The following is an 18,545-nucleotide window of genomic DNA, read 5'->3' as shown; positions in this document are numbered from 1 at the left end:
TCACGGCAGCCTGTGGGCCTGCTCGATGTCTTCGACGCCGTAGTACGTGGCAATGCAGGAAGCGGGCCACTTCGCCTTCCCGCCGTGGCGGAACGGCTCGGTCATCCTGCTCTGGGGAAGCCGTTTGTACGGCAGGACTTTGGCGCCTGCCGCGGCTTGACCGCGCATCCAGCGGTCCTGCCGGTCCCAGTCGCGGGCGTGCGTCTGCATGGTCGTCGCGAGTCCCGCCAGCGACGCGGTCAGGGCGACGCAGACGACGGCGTACAGCAGCCCGCCGACGGCCAGGACCGGCGCCCTGCGCCGCACCCGGTCCCGCACGGCGTGCCCGGTGAGGGCGCCGACGAAGACGAGGAGCAGGAGGTAGAGCAGCAGGTAGTCGTTCCACAGGCGGGTCGACGACACCACGTGGTGCTTGAACACGGGGTACGTGATGACCGTGCACACGTAGCCGGAGACGAGCAGCGCGCCGGCACCTGCGACCAGGACCGGCACACACTTCCTTCCGGACGGGGCCCGGCCCATGACACCGGGGGACACCACGCCGAGGATGACACCGACCGCTACGGCTCCCAGGTACCACCAGGTCGTGAGCAACGTGGCGGCGATCTCGCCGAATCCGTGCAGGGCGCCGAGCAGTGAGTCGGGGGTCAACATCGTCGACGCGTGCTTGCGTTCCCGGCGGCGCGAGGCGCCGGGGGAGGTGAACAGGATCAGCGTGCCGATCACGATGCTCGCGACGCCGGCCGTGCAGCACAGGCGCAGGAACCGCCGTCGTGCTTCGGGGATGACGCGGCCGCTGATCAGCAGCGCGCACGCCAGAACGGTCGCGGCGACGACGCTCGTCTCCTCCGAGACGAGCCCGAGGGACACCCCAGTGAGGACGACGGTGCCCAGCGCGAGGAGCTTGCCGCGCCGCGACATCGCCCGCAGCACGGGGACGGCCGCCGCGCAGACGAACACCGGCGGCAAGGTGTGCGAGACGGAGGCGGCGGGCCAGTAGAACGTCTTGTAGGTGTTGGGGGAGCCGAAGAGGAACAGGGCCGTCACCATCGACGCCACCAGAAGCGGGACACCCCGGGGGACCCGCAGACGTGTGACGCGCAGAACGGCGGCCGTGAAGGCCCACAGGAGCGCGAGGGTGAGCACGCCACTGACCGGCGCGAACCACTGCTGGCCCGGCTCGCCGAAGCGCGCATACGCCCACACCAGCACGGCGTTGACGACCCGTCCGTTGTCCTGGAGGTAGAACTTCTCCACCATCGCGGGCAGTCCGCCCTCGTGGACCACCGGCAGGAAGCACCAGTCGTCCCCGCCGGGGCGCACCCACCGCGTGTTCCACGCCGCGAAGACGCACACGGCGATCGGCAGAAGTGAGAGCAGCCCCAGCGGTACGGGCATCCGCCACCATGCCGTCCGCGATGCGGGAGCGACAGCGGTGGGCTGGCCCTGAACAGCCTTCTCCGGTGCGTGCACCACAGGCTGCCCCCTTCCCCAATGAATATCGGGAAAGAGTATTTTCCCGAGACGAAGACACGGTTGCGGTGTGCCGATAAGCGGTTCCGCTGGTCGGCCCGACCGAAAGATAACGCGGCACGGGTGGCTCCCGGCGCGTTCGGCCCAGCCTTCTTACCGTTGCCTCGGCCGGATGCGTCATGGTGGTGGCCGTAGACGGAAATTGTTGAATCACACGTGCTGGGGCAGCCAATGGAAGCGTGTCGGATCTCAGTTGTTGTGCCGTGCTTCAATGAGGAAGAAGTGATCAACACATTTCACTGTGCGTTGATGGAAGTCCTGGAAGGGACGGGGCGCTCCTTCGAGATCTGTTACGTCGACGACGGCAGCCGCGACAGCACCCGTGCCCGGCTGCGCGCCCTGGCCGCCGAGGACAAGCGTGTTCGCTATACGTCCTTCAGCCGGAATTTCGGCAAGGAAGCGGCCATGCTCGCGGGTCTTCGCATGTCCCGCGGCGCGGCCGTGGCCCTCATGGACGCCGACCTGCAACACCCTCCTGGGCTCCTGTACCGGATGCTGGAACTGCGCCGACACGGCTACGACCAGGTCGTGGCCCGCCGGGACCGCTCCGGCGAGGGGCTGCTGCGCAGGACCGCCAGCGCGACGTACTACCGGGCCATGGGGCGCTGCATGGACGTGGATGTCGTCGACGGCGAGGGGGACTTCCGGCTGCTGTCACGGCGGGCCGTTGACGCGGTGCTCGCGCTGCCCGAGGCCAACCGGTTCTCGAAGGGAATCTTCTCCTGGATCGGTTTCGACACCGTCAGTTTTACCTATCACAATGTCAACCGCGCCGCGGGCCGGTCGAAATGGGGCGGCCGCCGACTTCTCAACTACGGCATCGACGGGCTGATCTCCTTCAACGGCCGTCCGCTCCGGCTGGTCATCTACGTGGGACTGGGGCTCGCTTTCGCGGCGTTCGCCTACGCGCTGTGGATCGCCGCCAATGTGGTGATGCATGGAGTGGACGTACCAGGATTCGCCACGTTGCTGATCGCCATTGTGGCCCTGGGCGGAATCCAGCTCGCCACGCTCGGCGTCATCGGTGAATACGTCGGCCGGATCTACGGGGAGACCAAACGCCGCCCGCCCTATGTCGTGCGAGAGACCGAGGAGAACGCGCGCCGGGGCGGTACCGTCCCCGCGCCCGGAATGGAGCTTCCGCTCACCGTGGGCGCGATCGTGCAGCCGAAGGAGCCGATTCGGTCAACTGCCGGTCTGCGCACCTTTCGGCAGTTCCTCGTCTTCGGGCTGATCGGAATCGTCAACACGGCTGTGTATATGGCCGTGTACGTGTCGCTCAACCGGTGGATCCCCTATCTGATCGCGCACGTCATCGGGTTCATGGTCAGCGTCGTCGGTTCCTTCCTGCTGAACAGCTACTTCACCTGCCGCACGAAGCCGACCTGGCCGGGGTTCCTCCGCTTCCCCCTGTCGAGCCTCGTGAACATGGTGTTCAGCGGCGCGCTGCTCTACCTCGGCGTCCACTCCCTGGCGATGGAGAAGAACATCACGGCGCTGCTCGCGGGCGTACTGGCCACGCCCCTCTCGTTCGTGATCGCCCGCTGGGCCATCAACTCCGGCAGCGCGCAGGTCGTCGGGCAGCAGGAGCCCAACTGGGCGCCGATGCAGCCCGGTTCGGCGGATCTGGTGAGGCAGAAGGAGCATCAGGGCTCGTGAGTTGGTGCCCGAAACGGGGTTCCTCGGCCGCCGACTGCCGAGGAACCCCTGCTTGGGACAGCGCCGAGCGACCGTTGGGCGTTACATGCACGCGCTGCCCGCCCGGTCCGGACGAAAAGGCGGAGACATCCGGGGACCGCGCACGCTAGCGTCCGAAGGCATGGCCCCTTCACTCGAACGCCCTCCGTTCCAGGCCGACGAGCGCACCGCGCTCATCGGATGGCTCGACCTCCAGCGGCGGATCCTGCGATGGAAGTGCGAAGGACTGAGCGAGGACGACGCCCGCCGCAGCGTCGTCCCGACATCACCCGCGATGACGATGGCCGGCCTCATCAGCCACATGCGCTGGGTCGAACACACCTGGCTGGAAGTGCTGTTCCTCGGCGGCGACGAGACAGTCAACCCGTCCTTCGACGAGTCGGACGACGACGCCGCCGACTGGCGCACCGACGGCGTCCCCCTTGAGCAACTGCTGGTCGACTACGCGTCCCAGTGCGCCCGCAGCAACGAGATCGTGGCCACGGCCTCCCTCGACGACACCGGCCGCCACCCCAAGTACGGCGACGGCAAGCTGGACCTCCGCTGGATGCTCATCCACCTCATCGAGGAGACCGGCCGGCACGCGGGCCACGCGGACATCGTGCGGGAGCTGCTCGACGGGACGAAGGGGTACTACTAGCACCACGTCCTGATGTTCGTCACCTTCGCCGTCACGTCGTCACGGCGTGCCCAGCCAGGTCAGCGCGGCGACCGTGAGCGCCTCCACGCCCGTGCTCAGGGTCGGCTCGATCTCGGGGGCGAAGTGCGGGGAGTGGTTGGCCGGGAGTTCGTCGAGCTTGCCGGCCTGAAGCGCGGCGACGACCGTCCCCGTGTCGAGGCCGCCCCAGAACCAGAACACGGTCGGCACACCGAGCGACTCGCCGAACACGCCCACGTCCTCGCTGGCGGTGACCGGCGGCATCGGCATGATGCGCTGCTCGCCGAAGTGGCCGACGAACGCCGCCAGCGTGGTCGCGGTGGCATCCGGGTCGCTGACCAGGGCGGGAACGCTCCCGGTCCAGGCGAGGTCGGGCTCGCGCGTGGCACCGCCGGCCACGGCCTCGGCTCGGACGACGCGTTCGGTCGCCGAGCGGAGGAGCTCGCGGGTGGCCGCCGTCGCGGAGCGGATGTTGATGCCCAGTTCCGCCGCGTCGGGAATGATGTTGTCCTTGGTGCCGGCCTGAAGGCGGCCCACCGTGACGACCGCCGTCTCGGACGGAGGCACCTCACGGGCGACGACACCTTGCAGCCGGGTCACCACGTGAGCCGCCATCAGAACCGGGTCGATGGCCGCCTCCGGGCGGGAGCCGTGCCCACCGCGACCGTGCAGCGTGACATCCAGGGAGTCCGACGCGGTCATCACCGGACCGCTGCCGTGACCGATGAACCCGGCGGGCAGCGGCCCCACATGCTGGCCCAGCACGACCTCCGGGACGGGGAAGCGCTCGAACAGCCCGTCGTCGACCATGCCTCGGGCGCCGCACCCGAGCTCCTCCGCGGGCTGGAAGACCAGCAGCAGTGTGCCGCGCCACTGCTCGCGCGTCCCGGCCAGCAGGGTCGCCGCGCCGATCAGACAGGTCGCGTGCATGTCGTGCCCGCACGCGTGCATCACCGGCACGTCCTTGCCCTCGCGGTCCACCGCGCGGGCGACGCTGGCGTAGGGCAGCCCGGTCTTCTCCTCCACCGGCAGCGCGTCGAAGTCGGCACGCAGCATGACCACGGGTCCGTCCCCGTTGCGCACCACGCCGACCACGCCGGTCGTGCCGACGTGTTCGACGACCTCGTCGACGCCGGCGGCCCGCAGCCGCCGCGCGAGCAGATCGGCCGACCGCTTCTCCTGAAGGGACAGTTCGGGGTGTTCGTGCAGGTCCCGGTAGAGGTCGGCCAGTTCGTCCCTGATTTCATCAAGCCCTGCGACAACAGCCTGCGTCATGATTCAACCTCTCCGCTCCGTATGGTCGGTTCAGTGTCACGCATGGGTGTGCGGTGGGGGAGTACGGCGATGGGCCGTGTTGCCCCAAGATCGCCGGCTGCCTGCAGCGCACCTGAAGCCGGGCCGCTCACGCCCCGAGCCGAGCGGCGAGACCGGCCAGGTCGTCGGCGTACAGATCGAAACGGTCCGAGGCGACGGGCGGGTCACCGACAGGGCGGGCCACGTATGCGGTACGCAGCCCGAGGGCCTGTGCCGCGCGCAGGTCCCAGGCGTGGGCGGCGACCATCAGCAGCCGCTCCGGCGGTCGTCCGGAGACGGCGACGGCCAGCCGGTAGACCGCCGGATCCGGCTTGTAGCTCCGGGCGTCCTCGGCGGACAGCGCCTGGTGCCAGCGCAGCCCGGCATGCGCGTTGAGACCGAGAAGCGCCGTCCGGCTCGCGTTGGACAGCCCGATCAACGGGGACCGCTCGGCGAGCCGGGCGAGCCCCGCCACGGTGTCCGGCCACGGCGGGAGCCTGCGCCCCGACAGGGCCAACTCGGCCACCGCGCCCGGATCGTCGACCCCGGCGGCCTCGGCGACGAGCCGGGCGGCCTCCAGATCGAGGAGGTCGCTCGCGAGGTAGGTCCTGTCGCTGTCGAGTACGCGCTGCTGCTCGCGCCCGACGTGCCGCTGCCACAGCGCCACGAGCTCCTCGACCTTGGAATCGCCGATGGCTGGGGCGAGTTGACGAATGCCGGCGCGGATTCCGGTGGGTTCGTCGACGAGCGTGCCCAGCACGTCGAACACGAGGGCATCGATCTCTGGCTCTGACATGACTGGTCCAACGCGGCCGGCAGAGCCCCGGATTCCCGTATCGCCCCGGCCGCCCTACCGAAGGCCGCCTTCGTCGCTCGGCAGATACGTCACCTGTGGCCGACACGTACGCGGGTGGACGGCGACCTCGGCGGTCACCTCGTAGACCTCGGAGAGGAGTTGTGGGGTGAGGACCTCGGCCGGTGGGCCCGACGCGACGACCTGCCCTCCCCGAAGTACGTACAGACGGTCGCAGTAGTGGGCCGCCAGGTTGAGGTCGTGGAGGGCGACCAGGACCGTGGCGGGCAGGCGGCGAAGGGCCGAGAGGATCTCCAGCTGGTGGCGGATGTCGAGGTGGTTGGTGGGTTCGTCCAGGATGAGCAGGGACGGTTGTTGGGTCAGGGCGCGGGCGATGAGGACGCGTTGGCGTTCGCCGCCGGAGAGGTGGTCGAAGGGGCGGTGGGCGAGGTCGGCGGCATCGACAGACGTGAGTGCCGCCTCGATCAGGGCGGCTTCCTCGGCCGTGTCGCCCGCCAGCAGGCGCTTGTGCGGGGCACGGCCCATCGCGACGACCTCGCCCACCGTCAGGTCCACGTCGGCCCCCGCGTCCTGCACGACGGCGGCGACGGTTCGGGCCAGCCGGCGTACCGGCAGCGACCACGCGTCGGCGCCGTCCACGCGCACCGTCCCCGCGTCCGGGCGCAGCACGCGGTACACGGCCCGCAGCAGCGTGGACTTGCCGCTGCCGTTGGGGCCGACGAGGCCGATGGTCTCGCCCGCGCGGGCGGTCAGCGAGACATCGTCGACAAGCCGCCGCGCGCCCGCGGTGAGCGTGACACCTTCGACGTGGAGATCGGCCGCCGTCATCCGGCACCTCCCGCGTTCCTGCGCCGCGCGTCCCGTCGCATCAGCCACAGGAAGAACGGGCCGCCGCACAACGCCGTCAGCACACCGACCGGGATCTCCATCGGCGCGGCGACCGTCCGCGCCGCGATGTCCGCCCACACGAGGAACACCGCACCGCCGAGGGCGGCCGTCGGCAGCACCCGCCGGTGGTCGCCTCCGACGAGCAGGCGCACGATGTGCGGCAGCATCAGGCCGACGAAGCCGATCGGCCCGGCCGCCGCGACCAGCACGCCGGTGATGAGCGAAACCAGTACGAACATGCGGGCGCGGAAGCGGGCCACGTCCAGGCCCATCGTCGTGGCGGCCTCCTCGCCCGCGAGCAGCAGATTCAGGTTCGGCGCCTGCACCATGAGGACGCCGACCCCGAGGAGCAGCGCCAGGCCCGGCAGCCACAGCGAGTTCCAGGACACCCCGCCCAGACCGCCCAGTGTCCAGGCGAGGACCGTACGTGCCTCGTTGCCGCGGTCCGTGGTGAGCAGCAGCAGGTTGAGCAGCGCGCTGAGGATCGACGCGACCGCCACACCGGACAGGATCAGGCGGCTGGACGTGATGCGTCCGCCAGTGCGCGCGGTGGCGTAGACGAGGACGAGCGCGCCGAGCGCGCCCGCGAACGCGGCCGCCGACAGCGACATCGCCCCGAACACACCGACCCCGAACACGAGGACCGCGACCGCGCCGAGTGAAGCGCCGGAGGAGACGCCGAGGAGGTACGGCTCGGCGAGCGGATTGCGGACCAGCGCCTGCAGGGCGGTGCCGACGACCGCGAGTCCGGCCCCTGTCATGGCGCCGAGCAGGACGCGCGGCGCCCGCACGTCGAGCACGATCGTCTCCCGCGCCCGCGGCCAGTCCGCGTCCCCCCACCAGTCGGCGCCGAGCGCGTGCGTCACGATGTCCCACACCTGGCCGGGCGGCACATGCACCGAGCCGATGGCGAGCCCGGCCGTGAGCGAGACGACGAGCAGTGCGGTGAGCAGGATCAGGGTGGCGGTGAGCCGTGCCCCCTGGCCCATGTGTCGTTGCCGCACGCCGTCCGGTCGTTTGTCGATCGTGACGGACGCCGTCACGTGAAGCTCGCCGGGTGCAGCCCGCGCGCCAGGCCCTCCACCGCGTACGCCGACCGGACACCGACCAGGGTCGCGGTCAACGGCAGCACGACGAACCGCTTGTGCTTGATGGCGGGCACGTCCGCGAGCGCCGGCTGCGAGAGCAGGTACCGCTTCTTCTGCTCCACGTTCTTGTCGCCCTCGTAGTCGTAGATCGCGATGACCTCGGGCTTGCGGTCGACGACCTGCTCCCAGGAGACGTCCCCGAACACATCGTCCAGATCGGCGAAGACGTTGCGGCCGCCCGCCTGGCGGATCAGCTGCGTGCCCAGGCCCTTGCCACCGGCGGTGAAGGCGGACTTGTCGCCGCTGTCGTACACGAACACGGGGACCTCCGGCTCGCCCTTGACGGCGGCGCTCGCCTTGCCGACCCGACGACGGAGGTCGGAGACGAGGGCGTCGGCGCGGTCGGAGACCCCGAAGATCTTGCCCACGGTGTGTATCTCGGCGTAGGTGTCGCGCATCGTCACGTTCTTCTCGCCGCAGTACTCGCGGTTGAGGTACGTGTCGATGCCCGCGTCGGCGAACGCCTTGCGCGAGCGGCCCTCCTTCTCGTCGAACGCGCTGGAGTAGCCGCCGTAGACGAAGTCGGGTTCGGCTTCGAGGGCCTTCTCGAACGAAGGCGCTCTCGCGGACAGTTCGGGAATCGACTCGTAGTCCTTGCGCAGGCTCGGCAGGACTGCGGAGTCGGGGAAGGACGTTCCGACCATGCGGTCCTTCAGACCGAGGGAGAGCATGAGTTCGGCGGGGTGCTGATGGATGGTCAGCGCGCGCGACGGCGGTTTGTCGTACGTCGTCCTGACGCCGCAGTTGTCGATGGTGACGGGGAAGCCCTTGGCGGTCGACGACCGCGGGCCTTCGGCGCGCCCGGCGGCCGACCCGGACGGGCCGCAACCGGCGGCGGCGAGCACCGTCGCCGACAGTGCGGCGACGGCGGCCGCGACGCGCACGGCGAAGCGCCGTCGACGCACATGGAGAAAGGGAAGGGCATGGGGACGGTTCGGACCGTCGTACACGTGAAGCCTCCTGCGGAGTCCGCGCTCCTCGGAACAAGCCCGCGACGGGTCAGTGACCTGACTCCCGGGTAGCGCTGACTCGTGCTGCCCGGTCACAGTGGCGGGACCGTGCCGGATTCGCACCGGCTTCCTGTCTCCCGTCGCGGCGATGACCTGGCGATAGTACGCAGTGGCGGGCGAAAGGCAAAGGCCGGGCAAAAGTGGGCGGCGGTCAGGGAGTTGACCACCTACCGGTGATCACTGGGTCGCCGGTGCGAAGATGGGCCGCCATGACTACAGGCTGGGGTGCTCGCGCTGGACGGGCCGCGGTGTTCGCGGCCGTCTGTGTGCTGCTCACGGCACTCGCGCACACGTTGATGTCGGGTGACACGGTGCCTTGGTGGGTCCTGGCCGCCGGGTTCGTGACCATCGGTGGATCGGCGTGTGCGTCGGCCGGACGTGAGCGCGGGCTCCTGACCGTCGTGGGCCTGGCCGTGGCCGCGCAGGCGGCACTTCACCTCTCCTTCTCGTGGGCGCAGGTCCTCGCACACCCGGCGGCGTCGGGAGGCTCCGTCGCGGGCCGGTGGCTGGACCATGTGTTGTGCCGGACGGCCATGGAGCCCTCTGCCATGGGCGATATGCGCATGGACGCCATGCCGGCCGGCTCCATGAGCGACCTGAGCAACATGAGCGCCCTGGACGGCATGGGCGCCATGGGTGACATGCATGCGATGGGTTCGGCAGGTCATGACATGGGCGGCATGTCACCGTCCGGCATGCTCGCGGCCCACCTGCTGGCCGCCGTGTTGAGCGGCCTCTGGCTCGCGTACGGAGAGCGGGCCGCGCACCGCATCGCGAGGTCCGTGGTCGGTCGGCTCGTCGCGCCTCTGAGGCTCCCGTTCCGCCTTCCGACTCCACCCCACCGGCCGCGCGTCCAGATCCGCCGCACGCGGAGCGACCGTGCGCCGCGTGACCTCCTCCTCGCGTACACGATCACCTCCAGGGGCCCGCCCGCAGGGGACGCTGTCGCCTGACGACAGCCGGTTCACCCGAGGCTGCGCCGCACCCTCGGGCGTCGGCCGTGCGGCCGAGTCCCCATGCAACGCACCGGATCCGGATGCGCCCAGGCCCGAGCGGCCCGCGCCCTGATTCCGTGCTGCCCGAAACTGGAGGACCACGTTGTCCCTCACCTCCGAAACCTCCGAACCCTCAGACACATCCGATTCCTCCGATTCCTCCGACGCCTCCGACGCCTTTGAGCCGCGCTCCGCGGAAGAGAGCCGTCAGGGCCCGCCCGCCGCCCGGTCCGCCTGGGCGTCGCTGCGCCCGCTCGTGCTGCGGCTGCACTTCTACGCCGGGGTGTTCGTCGCCCCCTTCCTGCTCGTCGCCGCGGTCACGGGCCTGCTCTACGCGGGCTCGTTCCAGGCCGAGAAGATCGTGTACGCCCATGAACTGAACGTCCCCGTGGGGAAGTCCGAGCTGCCGATCGCCGATCAGGTCGCCGCCGCCCGCAAGGCCCACCCGGAAGGAGACATCAGTGCCGTGCGGCCTTCGCCCGAGGCCGGGGCGACGACCCGAGTCATGCTCTCCGGCGTCGCGGGAGTCGACGCCGACCACACGCTCGCGGTGTTCGTGAACCCGTACAACGGAGAGGTCCGCGGCGCCCTCGAACAGTACGGATCGACCGGCGCGCTGCCGCTGCGCACCTGGATCGACGAGCTCCACCGCGACCTCCACCTCGGTCAAGTGGGCCGTCTGTACAGCGAGTTCGCCGCCAGCTGGATGTGGGTGATCGCGGGCGGCGGCCTCGTTCTCTGGTTCGGTCGGCGCCGCTCCCGTCGCGCGATCCGCGGCGCGACCGGCCGCAGGCGCACCCTGTCGCTGCACGGATCGGTGGGTGTCTGGGCTGCGCTCGGGCTCTTCTTCCTGTCCGCGACGGGCCTGACCTGGTCGACGTACGCAGGAGCGAACATCACTGACCTGCGTGCCGCGCTCGGCCAGACGACGCCGACCGTCTCCGCGGCCGTCACCTCCGGTGGTGAACACGCCGGGCACGACATGGGCGGATCCGGATCCGCGAGCGGTGCCGGTGGCAGCGACGTGGGGCTGAACGCGGTGCTGAAGGCGGCCCGCGCCGAAGGCCTCTCGAACCCCGTGGAGATCGTCCCGCCCGGCGACACATCCTCGGCGTACGTCGTCCAGCAGATCCAGCGAAGCTGGCCGGAGAAGCAGGACGCCGTGGCCGTCGACCCGGCGAGCGGCGAGGTCACGGACGTGGTGCGGTTCGCCGACTACCCGGTGCTCGCCAAGCTGTCCCGCTGGGGCATCGACCTGCACACCGGCAACCTGTTCGGCATCGTCAACCAGATCGCCCTCGCCGCTCTCGCGCTCGCGGTGGTGTTCCTCATCGTGTGGGGCTACCGCATGTGGTGGCAGCGCGGGCGCGGCTCCGCCTTCGGCCGCCCGGTCCCACGCGGTGCCTGGCAGCAGGTACCGCCGTACGTCGTGGTGCCGTTGATGGTGGCGATCGCCCTGCTCGGCTACTTCGTGCCGCTGCTCGGCATCCCGCTCGCGGCGTTCATGCTCTGCGACATCGCGCTCGGAGAGATCGCGTACAGGCGGGGGAAGCGCACGTATACGCCGGCCGCCTGAGGCGGGCCGGTGAGCTTCTCGCCCCTGGTGCCGGAGTCGGCACCAGGGGCGAGGACCTCAGAGTCTGTCGGCGCACGTGTCGTCCGTGCACGGGCAACCGGCAGGTCTTCTTCGGACTCGCGGGCACACCCACCCGAAAGGGCGGGCCTCTGGTGTCGTCGCTTCCCGGACGCCGCGTGCGCGACGCGCCACAACGTCCGCCCAGCCTGGGCCGGATGACATGATGACCCTGAACACGGGCGACGGCGGCCCGAGGAAACCGGTGCGAATCCGGTGCGGTACCGCCACTGTGATCGGCGAGCGGATCCCGGAAGGCCACTGCCCCGCGGGGGTGGGAAGGCCGGGACGAGCGCGGACCCGAGAGCCAGGAGACTCACGCCGCCGCCCCCTCGAAGCGATCCGGGGCGGAACTCCCCGGCGAGAGGGAGGATGCGGCATGCCTGAACGGCTCGCCGAAGAGACGGCCCCCGTAACGGATCGGGCGGTTCCCTGCCGCGTGGTCGTGTGCCGCGACTGCTGTTGCGGAACGGTCAAGGTCAACGGTGATCACGGAGCGCAGACGGCGCGGTTGCGCGAGATCGCGCCGACACGCATCTCCGAGTGCCTGGACGTCTGCGAGCAGGCCAACGTCATCGTCGTACAGCCCTCGTCCGCGGGGCGGGCGGCCGGAGCGCGGCCGGTCTGGCTGGGCCTGGTCAACGACTCCGACGCCACCGAGGACATAGCGGACTGGGTGCGGGCCGGCGGACCGGGTGTGGCGCCGTGCCCCGAGATCCTGGGCCTGTACGTCATCGCTGCGCCGCGCCGGGCCAAGACCTCATGAGCGAAGTGCCGCCGGAAGAGGTGGCCGAGGCGCTGCGCGACGTGGCGTCGCGCCTGGGCGGTTTCTTCGCCCTCGACACGATCCCGACGCGGCCGCCCGACGTACGGCTCACCGACGCCGGGCTCTCCGCACGGGCCCAGGCGGTCAACGACCACTACGCCACCACCGAACCCCGCATCGGCGCCTCCATCGCCCACCTGGGCCTTGCGGCCCGCCTCTGGTCACCGGTCCTCGCCTGCGCGCTCGTACACGGGATCGTGCCGTCGATGAGCACGGTGGAATGGTCCGGGGAGGGCTCGGCGCTCCGCCTGCCCCGCCCCGAGGGACGACGCCCGTCGGGACCGGCCGCCTCGCTCGCCGACGCGATCCACGCGGAGGTGGACGGCGTCCTGGCGGCGGTCGAGGACGGCCTGACCGTCAAGGTGGCGCCGCGCCTGCTGGCCGGCAACTCCGCGTCCGCGCTCGTCGGTTCGGCGGCGCAACTGCTCAGATCCCGGCCCGACCTGCGTACGGACGTCAGGCATGTGACGCAGGAACTGCTGGAGACGGGCCGACTGCGGGGGACGGGACGGATCACCGGCCCCGATCTGGCGTTCCGGCGGCGCAGTTGCTGCCTCTTCTACCGCGCGCCCGGCGGCGGCAAGTGCGGAGACTGCTGCTTGGTGCGGTGATCGCTGCACGGCACCAGTGGAGCCGGCACGTGGATGACGGCCGACGGTTTCGAGGTCCGCCAGGACGTGCTCGACCAGATCGTCCAGCGGAACATCAGGCCGCCGAACATGGCCTCGGAACGCTCGGCGCCGAGGAACAACCTCACGTTCCACGAGCACCTGGGCCTGCCCAACGACCGCGTCCTCGCGATGGCCACGACGGACGCGGCTCGCGCGCTGAGCCTTCACGGGACGGTGACCCGCTCGTGGATCTCGGGGCGCTGCAGTCCGTCGAGACCGTGATCGCGGCGGGCAGGCACCATGGCGTGGGTGGTAACTCGTAGCAGAGGCAATGGAGTTGCTCAGTATCAGGGCGCCTCGCACGGGTCCTCGCCCGGAGCCAGTGACCGGGTGTCCGCCGCCAGACAGGATGAGTACACCCGGGACGGAGTGGGCCGCGGCTCCGGTTCCGATGCGGAAACCATGGCGATGACCACGCCAGCAGTGACCACCACCACCAACGCGGCGAGCCAGACGCCGCGGATCACCCTTCACCGCCGAAGCGGTCGTGGAGCGCATCGCGGCAATCGTCCTCGTCGGCGCTCCGCACGTGCGAGAACGACACCACTCCGCCCTTCTCGCCGTCCTGCTCGTTCTCGGCCAACTGCCTCTCGATCCCCGCGATGAGCTCGGCGCACCGGGCGCTGACGGGCTTCTCGGGTGGCGGGTCGGGTTCCGAGGCGGCTTTCAGCCCGTAGGTGGCGGCGAGGCCGGCCGCGCACAGCACCGCCCATGCGGCAACCCATGTGCGGCGGCTGGTCGGTATCGGTCTGGGCACCCCGGCATCCTACGAACAGTCTCGGCGGACGTTCACCGAATCGCGGCTTCCTCTTCGGCGCGCACCGTGCAGCTGCCGTGTCCACCGCAGTTCACCCCGGGCACGGCTCCAAGTGACGGTCCGCGGTCCAGGGCCGGTCGCCCACGAGGCTCGCCAACTGGATCAGGTCTCCCGCCACCAGGTCCCAGTCCGCGTCGGGGGCCAGGTCCTTCGTTTGCGTAGGCCCGTACTCGGTCGGCCGCGCGATGAACGCGGTCCGAAGGCCCGCGTCCCGGGCGGCCCGCAAGTCTTCGTTGTGGGCCGCCGCGAGCATGACCTGGTGGGGGCGCAGCCCCAGGAAGGCGGCCGCCCGCTCGTAGGCCTGTCGTTGCGGCTTGTAGGCGCGGGTGACGTCGGAGGCGACGATGACGTCCCAGGGGAGGCCCGCGTGCTTCGCCAGGCGGGACAGGAGCGCGAGGTTGCCGTTCGACAGTGCTCCGGTCGTTACGCTGCGGGCGAGTTGCTCCAGGCCGGGTACGGAATCAGCCCACGCGGGCAGCCGGTGCCACGCCTCGTTGAGCCACGTCAGCTCGACCTCGTCGAAGGCGGCGGGGTCGATTCCTTGCTCGGCGAGGACGGTCCGCAGGTTCTCCGCGTGGAGGACGTCGAGCGGAGCGAAGTCACGTTCGCCTGTGCGTACGGGTTCCATCGCCGGCTGGTACAGCTCCCGCCAGAGCATGGCGAACGCCGTCCCGTCGAGCGTCAGGCCGTGACGCGCGGCGAAGGTGTCGACGGCCGCCGAGACTCCGGACCGCCAGTCGACGACCGTGCCGAAGGTGTCGAACAGCACGGCCTCGACCTGTTGGATTCGCCCATCCACTGAATTGACCCTTCGTAGGCGCACGCCGAACCCTTGCCCGAGGACCGGCCCGTATGCGATCTTAAAGTCATCCACGCTATGGAAACGTTTCCATGAGGTTCGCGGGGAGACGGAACCCACAAGGAGGTGGAGCAACGGATGGCCACGATCAAGGACGTCGCGGCGCGGGCCGGGGTCGCGCTGGGGACCGCGTCGCGGGTGCTCAGCGGGAGCAGTCAGACCTCGGCCGATTCGCGGGCCCGGGTGCTGGCGGCGGCCGCCGAGTTGGGCTACGTCGCCCACGGCCCCGCCCGTGCGCTGCGGCGTGCGCGCACCGACGTACTGGGGCTGCTCGTCTCGGACATCCGCAACCCGTTCTTCTCCGAACTGGCGCACGCCGCCGAGCAGGAGGCCCGCCGGCACGGCTACACCGTCCTGCTGGCCAACGCCAACGAGGACGCCGACCAGGCCGACGCCTACCTCCAGACCTTCGCCTCCCAGCGCATCGACGGCCTGCTGTTCGCCCCGCAGAGCACCGTGTCGCCGCAGCTCGCCGCCACGGTCGCCTCCGGTCTTCCGCTCGTCTTCCTCAACCGCACCATCGAGGGCATCGACGCGCCGATGTACGGGACGGACAACGCCCAGGGCGTCGGGCAGGTCCTCGACTGGTTGCGACGGCGCGGGCATCGCGACGTCGCCTTCATCGGGGGCCCTGACACCATCTCCACCGGCGCCGAGCGCCGCGCCGCCTACCTCGCAGGGCGAGAACAGCACGGCATCAGCACCGACGAAGGGCTCATGGAGGCCGGTGACTTCCTCGCCGACGGGGCGGCCAAGGCCATGAACCGCGTGCTCGACCGGGGCGTCCCGTTCACGGCAGTGTTCGGCGCGAACGGTCTCACCACGCTGGGCGCCGTGCGTGCGCTGCGCGAGCGGCTCGGCGTCGAACGGGCGGCCCGGATCGAGATCGTGTCCGTCGACGACCTCGACTGGTTCGAGTTCGCCTCGCCGCCCATCAGCGCGGTCCGCCAGGACGCGGCGGAGATCGGACGGCTCGGCGTACGCGGAGTCGTGGACCTCATCGCCGGGCGTGAGGCGACCGGACAGCGCGTCCCCACGACCTTCGTCGACCGGGCGCCCAAAGCCCAACAGTGAGTGTCCGCACGGCACTTGCGTACACGGAAATTCGAAAGGCAGGACACCACATGAGGGTCGCCCTCGGAGCGGACCACGCCGGTTTCGCGCTCAAGGACACCGTCCGGCAGGCCATCGAGGCGCTCGGGCACGACATCGTGGACTGCGGAACCCACAGCAGCGAACCCGTCGACTTCCCCGACATCACCCGCGCCACGTGCGAGCCGGTGCTCAGCGGCGCCGCCGACCGCGCCGTGCTCGTGTGCGGCACCGGACAGGGCGCCGTCATGGCGGCCAACAAGCTGCCCGGCATCCGCTGCGGACTCGCCCACGAGCCGTACTCCGCCCATCAGTCGGTCGAGCACGACGACGCCAACGCCATCGCCATGGGCGCCTGGCTCGTGCCGCACGCGCTCGTGCCCGACATCGTCCGCGAGTTCCTGGGCGCCACCTTCGACGACGACGCGGACACCCGCCGCCGCGTCGCGAAACTCAACGCCCTCGACGACCTGACGAGCACGCCCACGACCGCCTGACGCGTCCCCCTCCCGCCGCACAGGCACCGCACCACCCCCGCTCCTTTGCCCAACGCCCGCGCGCAGTGCGCGCCGCGCGTCCCCTCGGCGTACCCGCACGTGCCCCGAACCCGCAGGAGATCCCCATGTCCACCCGCACCCCCGCCGGGCAGCCAAGCGTGCTCGGCTCCAAGGACCGCGTCAAAACCGCGATCGCCGCCGCCTTCGGCACCAGTGTCGAGAACTACGACTTCATCGCCTACGGCACCGCGTCCGCCCTGTACTTCGGCGCCGTGTTCTTCCCCGACAGCGACCGTTTCGTCGGGACCCTGCTCTCGTTCGCCACGCTCGCGGTCGGCTTCGTCATGCGCCCGCTCGGCGGCGCCGTCGGGGGCTACTTCGCCGACAAGTTCGGCCGCAAGCCCGTCCTCGTGGCCGCGATGATCGTGATGGGTGCGGCCACCTTCCTCATCGGCGCGCTCCCCACGTACGAACAGGTGGGTGTGCTCGCCCCGGTCCTGCTCACCGTGATCCGCATGGTCCAGGGCCTCGCCTTCGGCGCCGAATGGGGCGGGGCGATCACCATGGCGTACGAACACGCGCCCTGGCACCGGCGCGGCATGTTCGCCGCGATACCCCAGTCGGGCAACCCACTTGGCATCGCCCTGGCCAGTGGTGTGTTCGCCTGGAGTGCCACGCTGGAGGGCAGTTGGCAGTGGCGGACCCCGTTCCTGGTGAGCGCCGTCCTCGTGATCGCCGCGCTGATCGTGCGCTCGCGGCTCTCGGAATCCCCCGAGTTCCAGGAGGCGCGGGCCGAGGGCAGGACGGAGAAGAACCCGTTCCTGGCGACGCTGGCGGGCGACTGGCGCGGAATTCTCCGGGTCATCGCGCTGCGCGTCGTCGAGTCCTTCGCCTATTACTCCACCGCGACCTATCTGCTCAGCTACATCACCGACCACCACCCCGAGCTGCGGTCCGTCGCCCTGGGTGCGATCACCGTCGCCAGCGTCCTGGCCATCGGTGTCACCTTCCTGGCCGGGGCGCTCACCGACCGCATCGGACGCCGACCCATCTACCTCGCCGGGTGCACGGCGGCCATCCTCTTCGCGTTCCCCATGTACCTGCTCACCAACTCCGCCCAACCCGCCCTGGTCGTCACGGTGTTCATCATCGGCATCGGCCTCATCCACGCCTCGCTCACCGGCACCCAGGGCTCCCTGCTCACCGAGCAGTTCCGCACCGCGACGCGCACGTCGGGCGCCTCGCTCGGCTACCAGATCGCGGCGGCCATCGGCGGCTTCGCGCCCCTGCTCGCCGCCGCCCTCGTGGGGGCCTTCGGCTGGCCGGGCGCGGCGTTGCTCTATCTCGGCGCGGCCGTGATCGGCCTCATCGGCATCCTGGTCACGAAGGAGACCTGGGGGCGTGCCGAGCGCGAGCGGGTACGCGGCCTTGTCGCCGAGGAACAGAGCGCGGCGCCGGCCGCGGCGTCCCCCGTGTCCTGAGTGTCCTGCGGGCGCGCCGAGCAGCTGGTGTTCGTAGCGGATGTGGTCGCCGAGCGAGGACACCCTGCGGCGCGACCCGGATCTACGACTGGATGATCGCGACCAGAGCCGCCGTGTACGGGGCGGGGTCGACATCGCCCCGCACCGCGAGTTGCTGGCTGTAGCCCTGGCAGAGGGCCACGAAGGTCTCGGCGATCCGGCCCGCGCGCGCGGGGTCGTCGCCCGGCAGCAGCGCGACGACCGCCGCGCGCAGTTCGTCGAGCTGGTGGTCGACGAGCGCGGCGAGGCTCGGCGAGACGGCGGCCTCGGCGTAGATCTGGGCGACCAGTCGGGCGTGGCCCTCCTCGCGCGCGAGGGTGCGGATGTGCTCAAGGAAGTCCTGGACGGCCTCGGCGGTCAGCTCCGCGGGGAACGCCTGGCTCGACTGTTCGCAGATCGCCGCGACGATCTCGTCCTTGCCCTTGAAGTACCGGTAGATCGCCCCGGTGGAGAGCCCGGAGGCCCTGACGATGTCCGGCATGGACGTCCTTGCGAAGCCGTCGGTGGCGAAGCGGGTGCGGGCGGCGTCGATGATCTGCTGGCGGCGGGCGGCGAGGTGGGCCTGGCTGACCTTCGGCATAAGAGAATGACCA

19 protein-coding genes and 2 riboswitches are annotated in these 18,545 nt (G+C 70.5%); of the genes, 10 read left to right on the top strand and 9 right to left on the bottom strand.

Annotated features, from left to right (window positions below):
* The gene (locus ACFYWS_RS18630) at positions 1 to 1,398 is read right to left on the bottom strand and encodes a DUF6056 family protein (protein WP_389277221.1); all 1,398 of its coding nucleotides are present in this window, start codon (positions 1,396 to 1,398) and stop codon (positions 1 to 3) included.
* 306 nt (positions 1,399 to 1,704) lie between these two features.
* Here ACFYWS_RS18630 and ACFYWS_RS18625 point away from each other — a divergent pair, with 306 nt between their 5' ends.
* Together ACFYWS_RS18625 and ACFYWS_RS18620 are read left to right on the top strand one after the other, a co-directional pair.
* Complete coding sequence (locus ACFYWS_RS18625) at positions 1,705 to 3,192, top strand: glycosyltransferase (RefSeq protein ID WP_389277218.1); 1,488 nt, start codon at positions 1,705 to 1,707, stop codon at positions 3,190 to 3,192.
* Between the two features lie 160 nt (positions 3,193 to 3,352).
* A complete protein-coding gene (locus ACFYWS_RS18620) occupies positions 3,353 to 3,871 on the top strand; it encodes a DinB family protein (RefSeq protein WP_389277215.1) in 519 nt (172 codons plus the stop codon).
* 39 nt (positions 3,872 to 3,910) lie between these two features.
* Here the strand turns inward: ACFYWS_RS18620 and ACFYWS_RS18615 are convergent, their stop codons facing one another.
* The 5 genes from ACFYWS_RS18615 to ACFYWS_RS18595 form a co-directional block, all read right to left on the bottom strand.
* Entirely contained in the window at positions 3,911 to 5,164 is a 1,254-nt protein-coding gene (locus ACFYWS_RS18615; RefSeq protein WP_389277212.1) for an amidohydrolase, read from the bottom strand.
* A gap of 127 nt (positions 5,165 to 5,291) precedes the next feature.
* Entirely contained in the window at positions 5,292 to 5,978 is a 687-nt protein-coding gene (locus tag ACFYWS_RS18610; RefSeq protein WP_389277209.1) for a haloacid dehalogenase type II, read from the bottom strand.
* 54 nt (positions 5,979 to 6,032) lie between these two features.
* Positions 6,033 to 6,824: an ABC transporter ATP-binding protein gene (locus tag ACFYWS_RS18605; RefSeq protein ID WP_389277206.1), complete on the bottom strand. Its 792-nt coding sequence runs from the start codon at positions 6,822 to 6,824 to the stop codon at positions 6,033 to 6,035.
* Positions 6,821 to 7,873, bottom strand: coding sequence for a FecCD family ABC transporter permease (locus ACFYWS_RS18600; RefSeq protein ID WP_389277394.1), 1,053 nt, complete (start codon positions 7,871 to 7,873; stop codon positions 6,821 to 6,823). Before ACFYWS_RS18600 ends, ACFYWS_RS18605 begins: the two co-directional genes overlap by 4 nt.
* A gap of 50 nt (positions 7,874 to 7,923) precedes the next feature.
* Positions 7,924 to 8,982 carry an ABC transporter substrate-binding protein gene (locus ACFYWS_RS18595; protein WP_389277203.1) on the bottom strand — a complete coding sequence of 353 codons (1,059 nt, stop codon included), beginning with the start codon at positions 8,980 to 8,982 and terminating at the stop codon, positions 7,924 to 7,926.
* Between the two features lie 29 nt (positions 8,983 to 9,011).
* Positions 9,012 to 9,154: riboswitch (cobalamin riboswitch) on the bottom strand.
* 97 nt (positions 9,155 to 9,251) lie between these two features.
* Between ACFYWS_RS18595 and ACFYWS_RS18590 the strand changes: the two genes are divergently transcribed.
* The 5 genes from ACFYWS_RS18590 to ACFYWS_RS18570 all read left to right on the top strand — a co-directional run bounded on the left by ACFYWS_RS18590 (position 9,252) and on the right by ACFYWS_RS18570 (position 13,389).
* The gene (locus ACFYWS_RS18590) at positions 9,252 to 9,995 is read left to right on the top strand and encodes a hypothetical protein (protein WP_389277200.1); all 744 of its coding nucleotides are present in this window, start codon (positions 9,252 to 9,254) and stop codon (positions 9,993 to 9,995) included.
* Between the two features lie 145 nt (positions 9,996 to 10,140).
* On the top strand, positions 10,141 to 11,613 hold the full coding sequence (locus ACFYWS_RS18585; protein ID WP_389277198.1) for a PepSY-associated TM helix domain-containing protein: 1,473 nt from the start codon (positions 10,141 to 10,143) through the stop codon (positions 11,611 to 11,613).
* Positions 11,614 to 11,865: 252 nt separating this feature from the next.
* A riboswitch (cobalamin riboswitch) is annotated at positions 11,866 to 11,988 on the top strand.
* A 61-nt stretch (positions 11,989 to 12,049) separates the two neighbouring features.
* The gene (locus ACFYWS_RS18580; RefSeq protein WP_389277195.1) at positions 12,050 to 12,436 is read left to right on the top strand and encodes a (2Fe-2S) ferredoxin domain-containing protein; all 387 of its coding nucleotides are present in this window, start codon (positions 12,050 to 12,052) and stop codon (positions 12,434 to 12,436) included.
* Positions 12,433 to 13,107 carry a (2Fe-2S)-binding protein gene (locus tag ACFYWS_RS18575; protein WP_389277192.1) on the top strand — a complete coding sequence of 225 codons (675 nt, stop codon included), beginning with the start codon at positions 12,433 to 12,435 and terminating at the stop codon, positions 13,105 to 13,107. Before ACFYWS_RS18580 ends, ACFYWS_RS18575 begins: the two co-directional genes overlap by 4 nt.
* 33 nt (positions 13,108 to 13,140) lie before the next feature.
* Positions 13,141 to 13,389, top strand: a complete 249-nt coding sequence (locus ACFYWS_RS18570; protein WP_389277189.1) for a hypothetical protein — start codon at positions 13,141 to 13,143, stop codon at positions 13,387 to 13,389.
* 241 nt (positions 13,390 to 13,630) lie between these two features.
* Here ACFYWS_RS18570 and ACFYWS_RS18565 read toward each other — a convergent pair whose 3' ends face one another.
* Positions 13,631 to 13,924 (bottom strand): hypothetical protein, encoded by a 294-nt coding sequence (locus ACFYWS_RS18565; RefSeq protein ID WP_389277186.1) that lies wholly within the window; start codon positions 13,922 to 13,924, stop codon positions 13,631 to 13,633.
* A 91-nt stretch (positions 13,925 to 14,015) separates the two neighbouring features.
* Complete coding sequence (locus ACFYWS_RS18560; RefSeq protein ID WP_389277183.1) at positions 14,016 to 14,783, bottom strand: haloacid dehalogenase type II; 768 nt, start codon at positions 14,781 to 14,783, stop codon at positions 14,016 to 14,018.
* Between the two features lie 138 nt (positions 14,784 to 14,921).
* Between ACFYWS_RS18560 and ACFYWS_RS18555 the strand changes: the two genes are divergently transcribed.
* The 3 genes from ACFYWS_RS18555 (at position 14,922) to ACFYWS_RS18545 (ending at position 17,913) form a co-directional block, all read left to right on the top strand.
* Positions 14,922 to 15,917, top strand: coding sequence for a LacI family DNA-binding transcriptional regulator (locus ACFYWS_RS18555; RefSeq protein ID WP_389277180.1), 996 nt, complete (start codon positions 14,922 to 14,924; stop codon positions 15,915 to 15,917).
* Between the two features lie 50 nt (positions 15,918 to 15,967).
* Positions 15,968 to 16,432 carry an RpiB/LacA/LacB family sugar-phosphate isomerase gene (locus ACFYWS_RS18550; RefSeq protein ID WP_389277177.1) on the top strand — a complete coding sequence of 155 codons (465 nt, stop codon included), beginning with the start codon at positions 15,968 to 15,970 and terminating at the stop codon, positions 16,430 to 16,432.
* Between the two features lie 125 nt (positions 16,433 to 16,557).
* Complete coding sequence (locus tag ACFYWS_RS18545) at positions 16,558 to 17,913, top strand: MFS transporter (RefSeq protein ID WP_389277174.1); 1,356 nt, start codon at positions 16,558 to 16,560, stop codon at positions 17,911 to 17,913.
* A gap of 82 nt (positions 17,914 to 17,995) precedes the next feature.
* Here the strand turns inward: ACFYWS_RS18545 and ACFYWS_RS18540 are convergent, their stop codons facing one another.
* A complete protein-coding gene (locus ACFYWS_RS18540; RefSeq protein WP_389277171.1) occupies positions 17,996 to 18,532 on the bottom strand; it encodes a TetR/AcrR family transcriptional regulator in 537 nt (178 codons plus the stop codon).
* Between the last annotated feature and the right edge of the window lie 13 nt (positions 18,533 to 18,545).

It is taken from the genome of Streptomyces sp. NPDC002795 (assembly GCF_042888725.1).
Taxonomy (GTDB): domain Bacteria; phylum Actinomycetota; class Actinomycetes; order Streptomycetales; family Streptomycetaceae; genus Streptomyces.
This window is presented reverse-complemented; position numbering and strand designations above follow the sequence as displayed.

What these genes read in the sequence shown, in the direction of transcription:
- ACFYWS_RS18630 (WP_389277221.1), bottom strand. Translation starts at nt 1,398, where the DNA reads ATGCCCGTACCGCTGGGGCTGCTCTCACTTCTGCCGATCGCCGTGTGC.
- ACFYWS_RS18625 (WP_389277218.1), top strand. Translation starts at nt 1,705, where the DNA reads ATGGAAGCGTGTCGGATCTCAGTTGTTGTGCCGTGCTTCAATGAGGAA.
- ACFYWS_RS18620 (WP_389277215.1), top strand. Translation starts at nt 3,353, where the DNA reads ATGGCCCCTTCACTCGAACGCCCTCCGTTCCAGGCCGACGAGCGCACC.
- ACFYWS_RS18615 (WP_389277212.1), bottom strand. Translation starts at nt 5,164, where the DNA reads ATGACGCAGGCTGTTGTCGCAGGGCTTGATGAAATCAGGGACGAACTG.
- ACFYWS_RS18610 (WP_389277209.1), bottom strand. Translation starts at nt 5,978, where the DNA reads ATGTCAGAGCCAGAGATCGATGCCCTCGTGTTCGACGTGCTGGGCACG.
- ACFYWS_RS18605 (WP_389277206.1), bottom strand. Translation starts at nt 6,824, where the DNA reads ATGACGGCGGCCGATCTCCACGTCGAAGGTGTCACGCTCACCGCGGGC.
- ACFYWS_RS18600 (WP_389277394.1), bottom strand. Translation starts at nt 7,873, where the DNA reads ATGGGCCAGGGGGCACGGCTCACCGCCACCCTGATCCTGCTCACCGCA.
- ACFYWS_RS18590 (WP_389277200.1), top strand. Translation starts at nt 9,252, where the DNA reads ATGACTACAGGCTGGGGTGCTCGCGCTGGACGGGCCGCGGTGTTCGCG.
- ACFYWS_RS18580 (WP_389277195.1), top strand. Translation starts at nt 12,050, where the DNA reads ATGCCTGAACGGCTCGCCGAAGAGACGGCCCCCGTAACGGATCGGGCG.
- ACFYWS_RS18575 (WP_389277192.1), top strand. Translation starts at nt 12,433, where the DNA reads ATGAGCGAAGTGCCGCCGGAAGAGGTGGCCGAGGCGCTGCGCGACGTG.
- ACFYWS_RS18570 (WP_389277189.1), top strand. Translation starts at nt 13,141, where the DNA reads ATGACGGCCGACGGTTTCGAGGTCCGCCAGGACGTGCTCGACCAGATC.
- ACFYWS_RS18555 (WP_389277180.1), top strand. Translation starts at nt 14,922, where the DNA reads ATGGCCACGATCAAGGACGTCGCGGCGCGGGCCGGGGTCGCGCTGGGG.
- ACFYWS_RS18550 (WP_389277177.1), top strand. Translation starts at nt 15,968, where the DNA reads ATGAGGGTCGCCCTCGGAGCGGACCACGCCGGTTTCGCGCTCAAGGAC.
- ACFYWS_RS18545 (WP_389277174.1), top strand. Translation starts at nt 16,558, where the DNA reads ATGTCCACCCGCACCCCCGCCGGGCAGCCAAGCGTGCTCGGCTCCAAG.
- ACFYWS_RS18540 (WP_389277171.1), bottom strand. Translation starts at nt 18,532, where the DNA reads ATGCCGAAGGTCAGCCAGGCCCACCTCGCCGCCCGCCGCCAGCAGATC.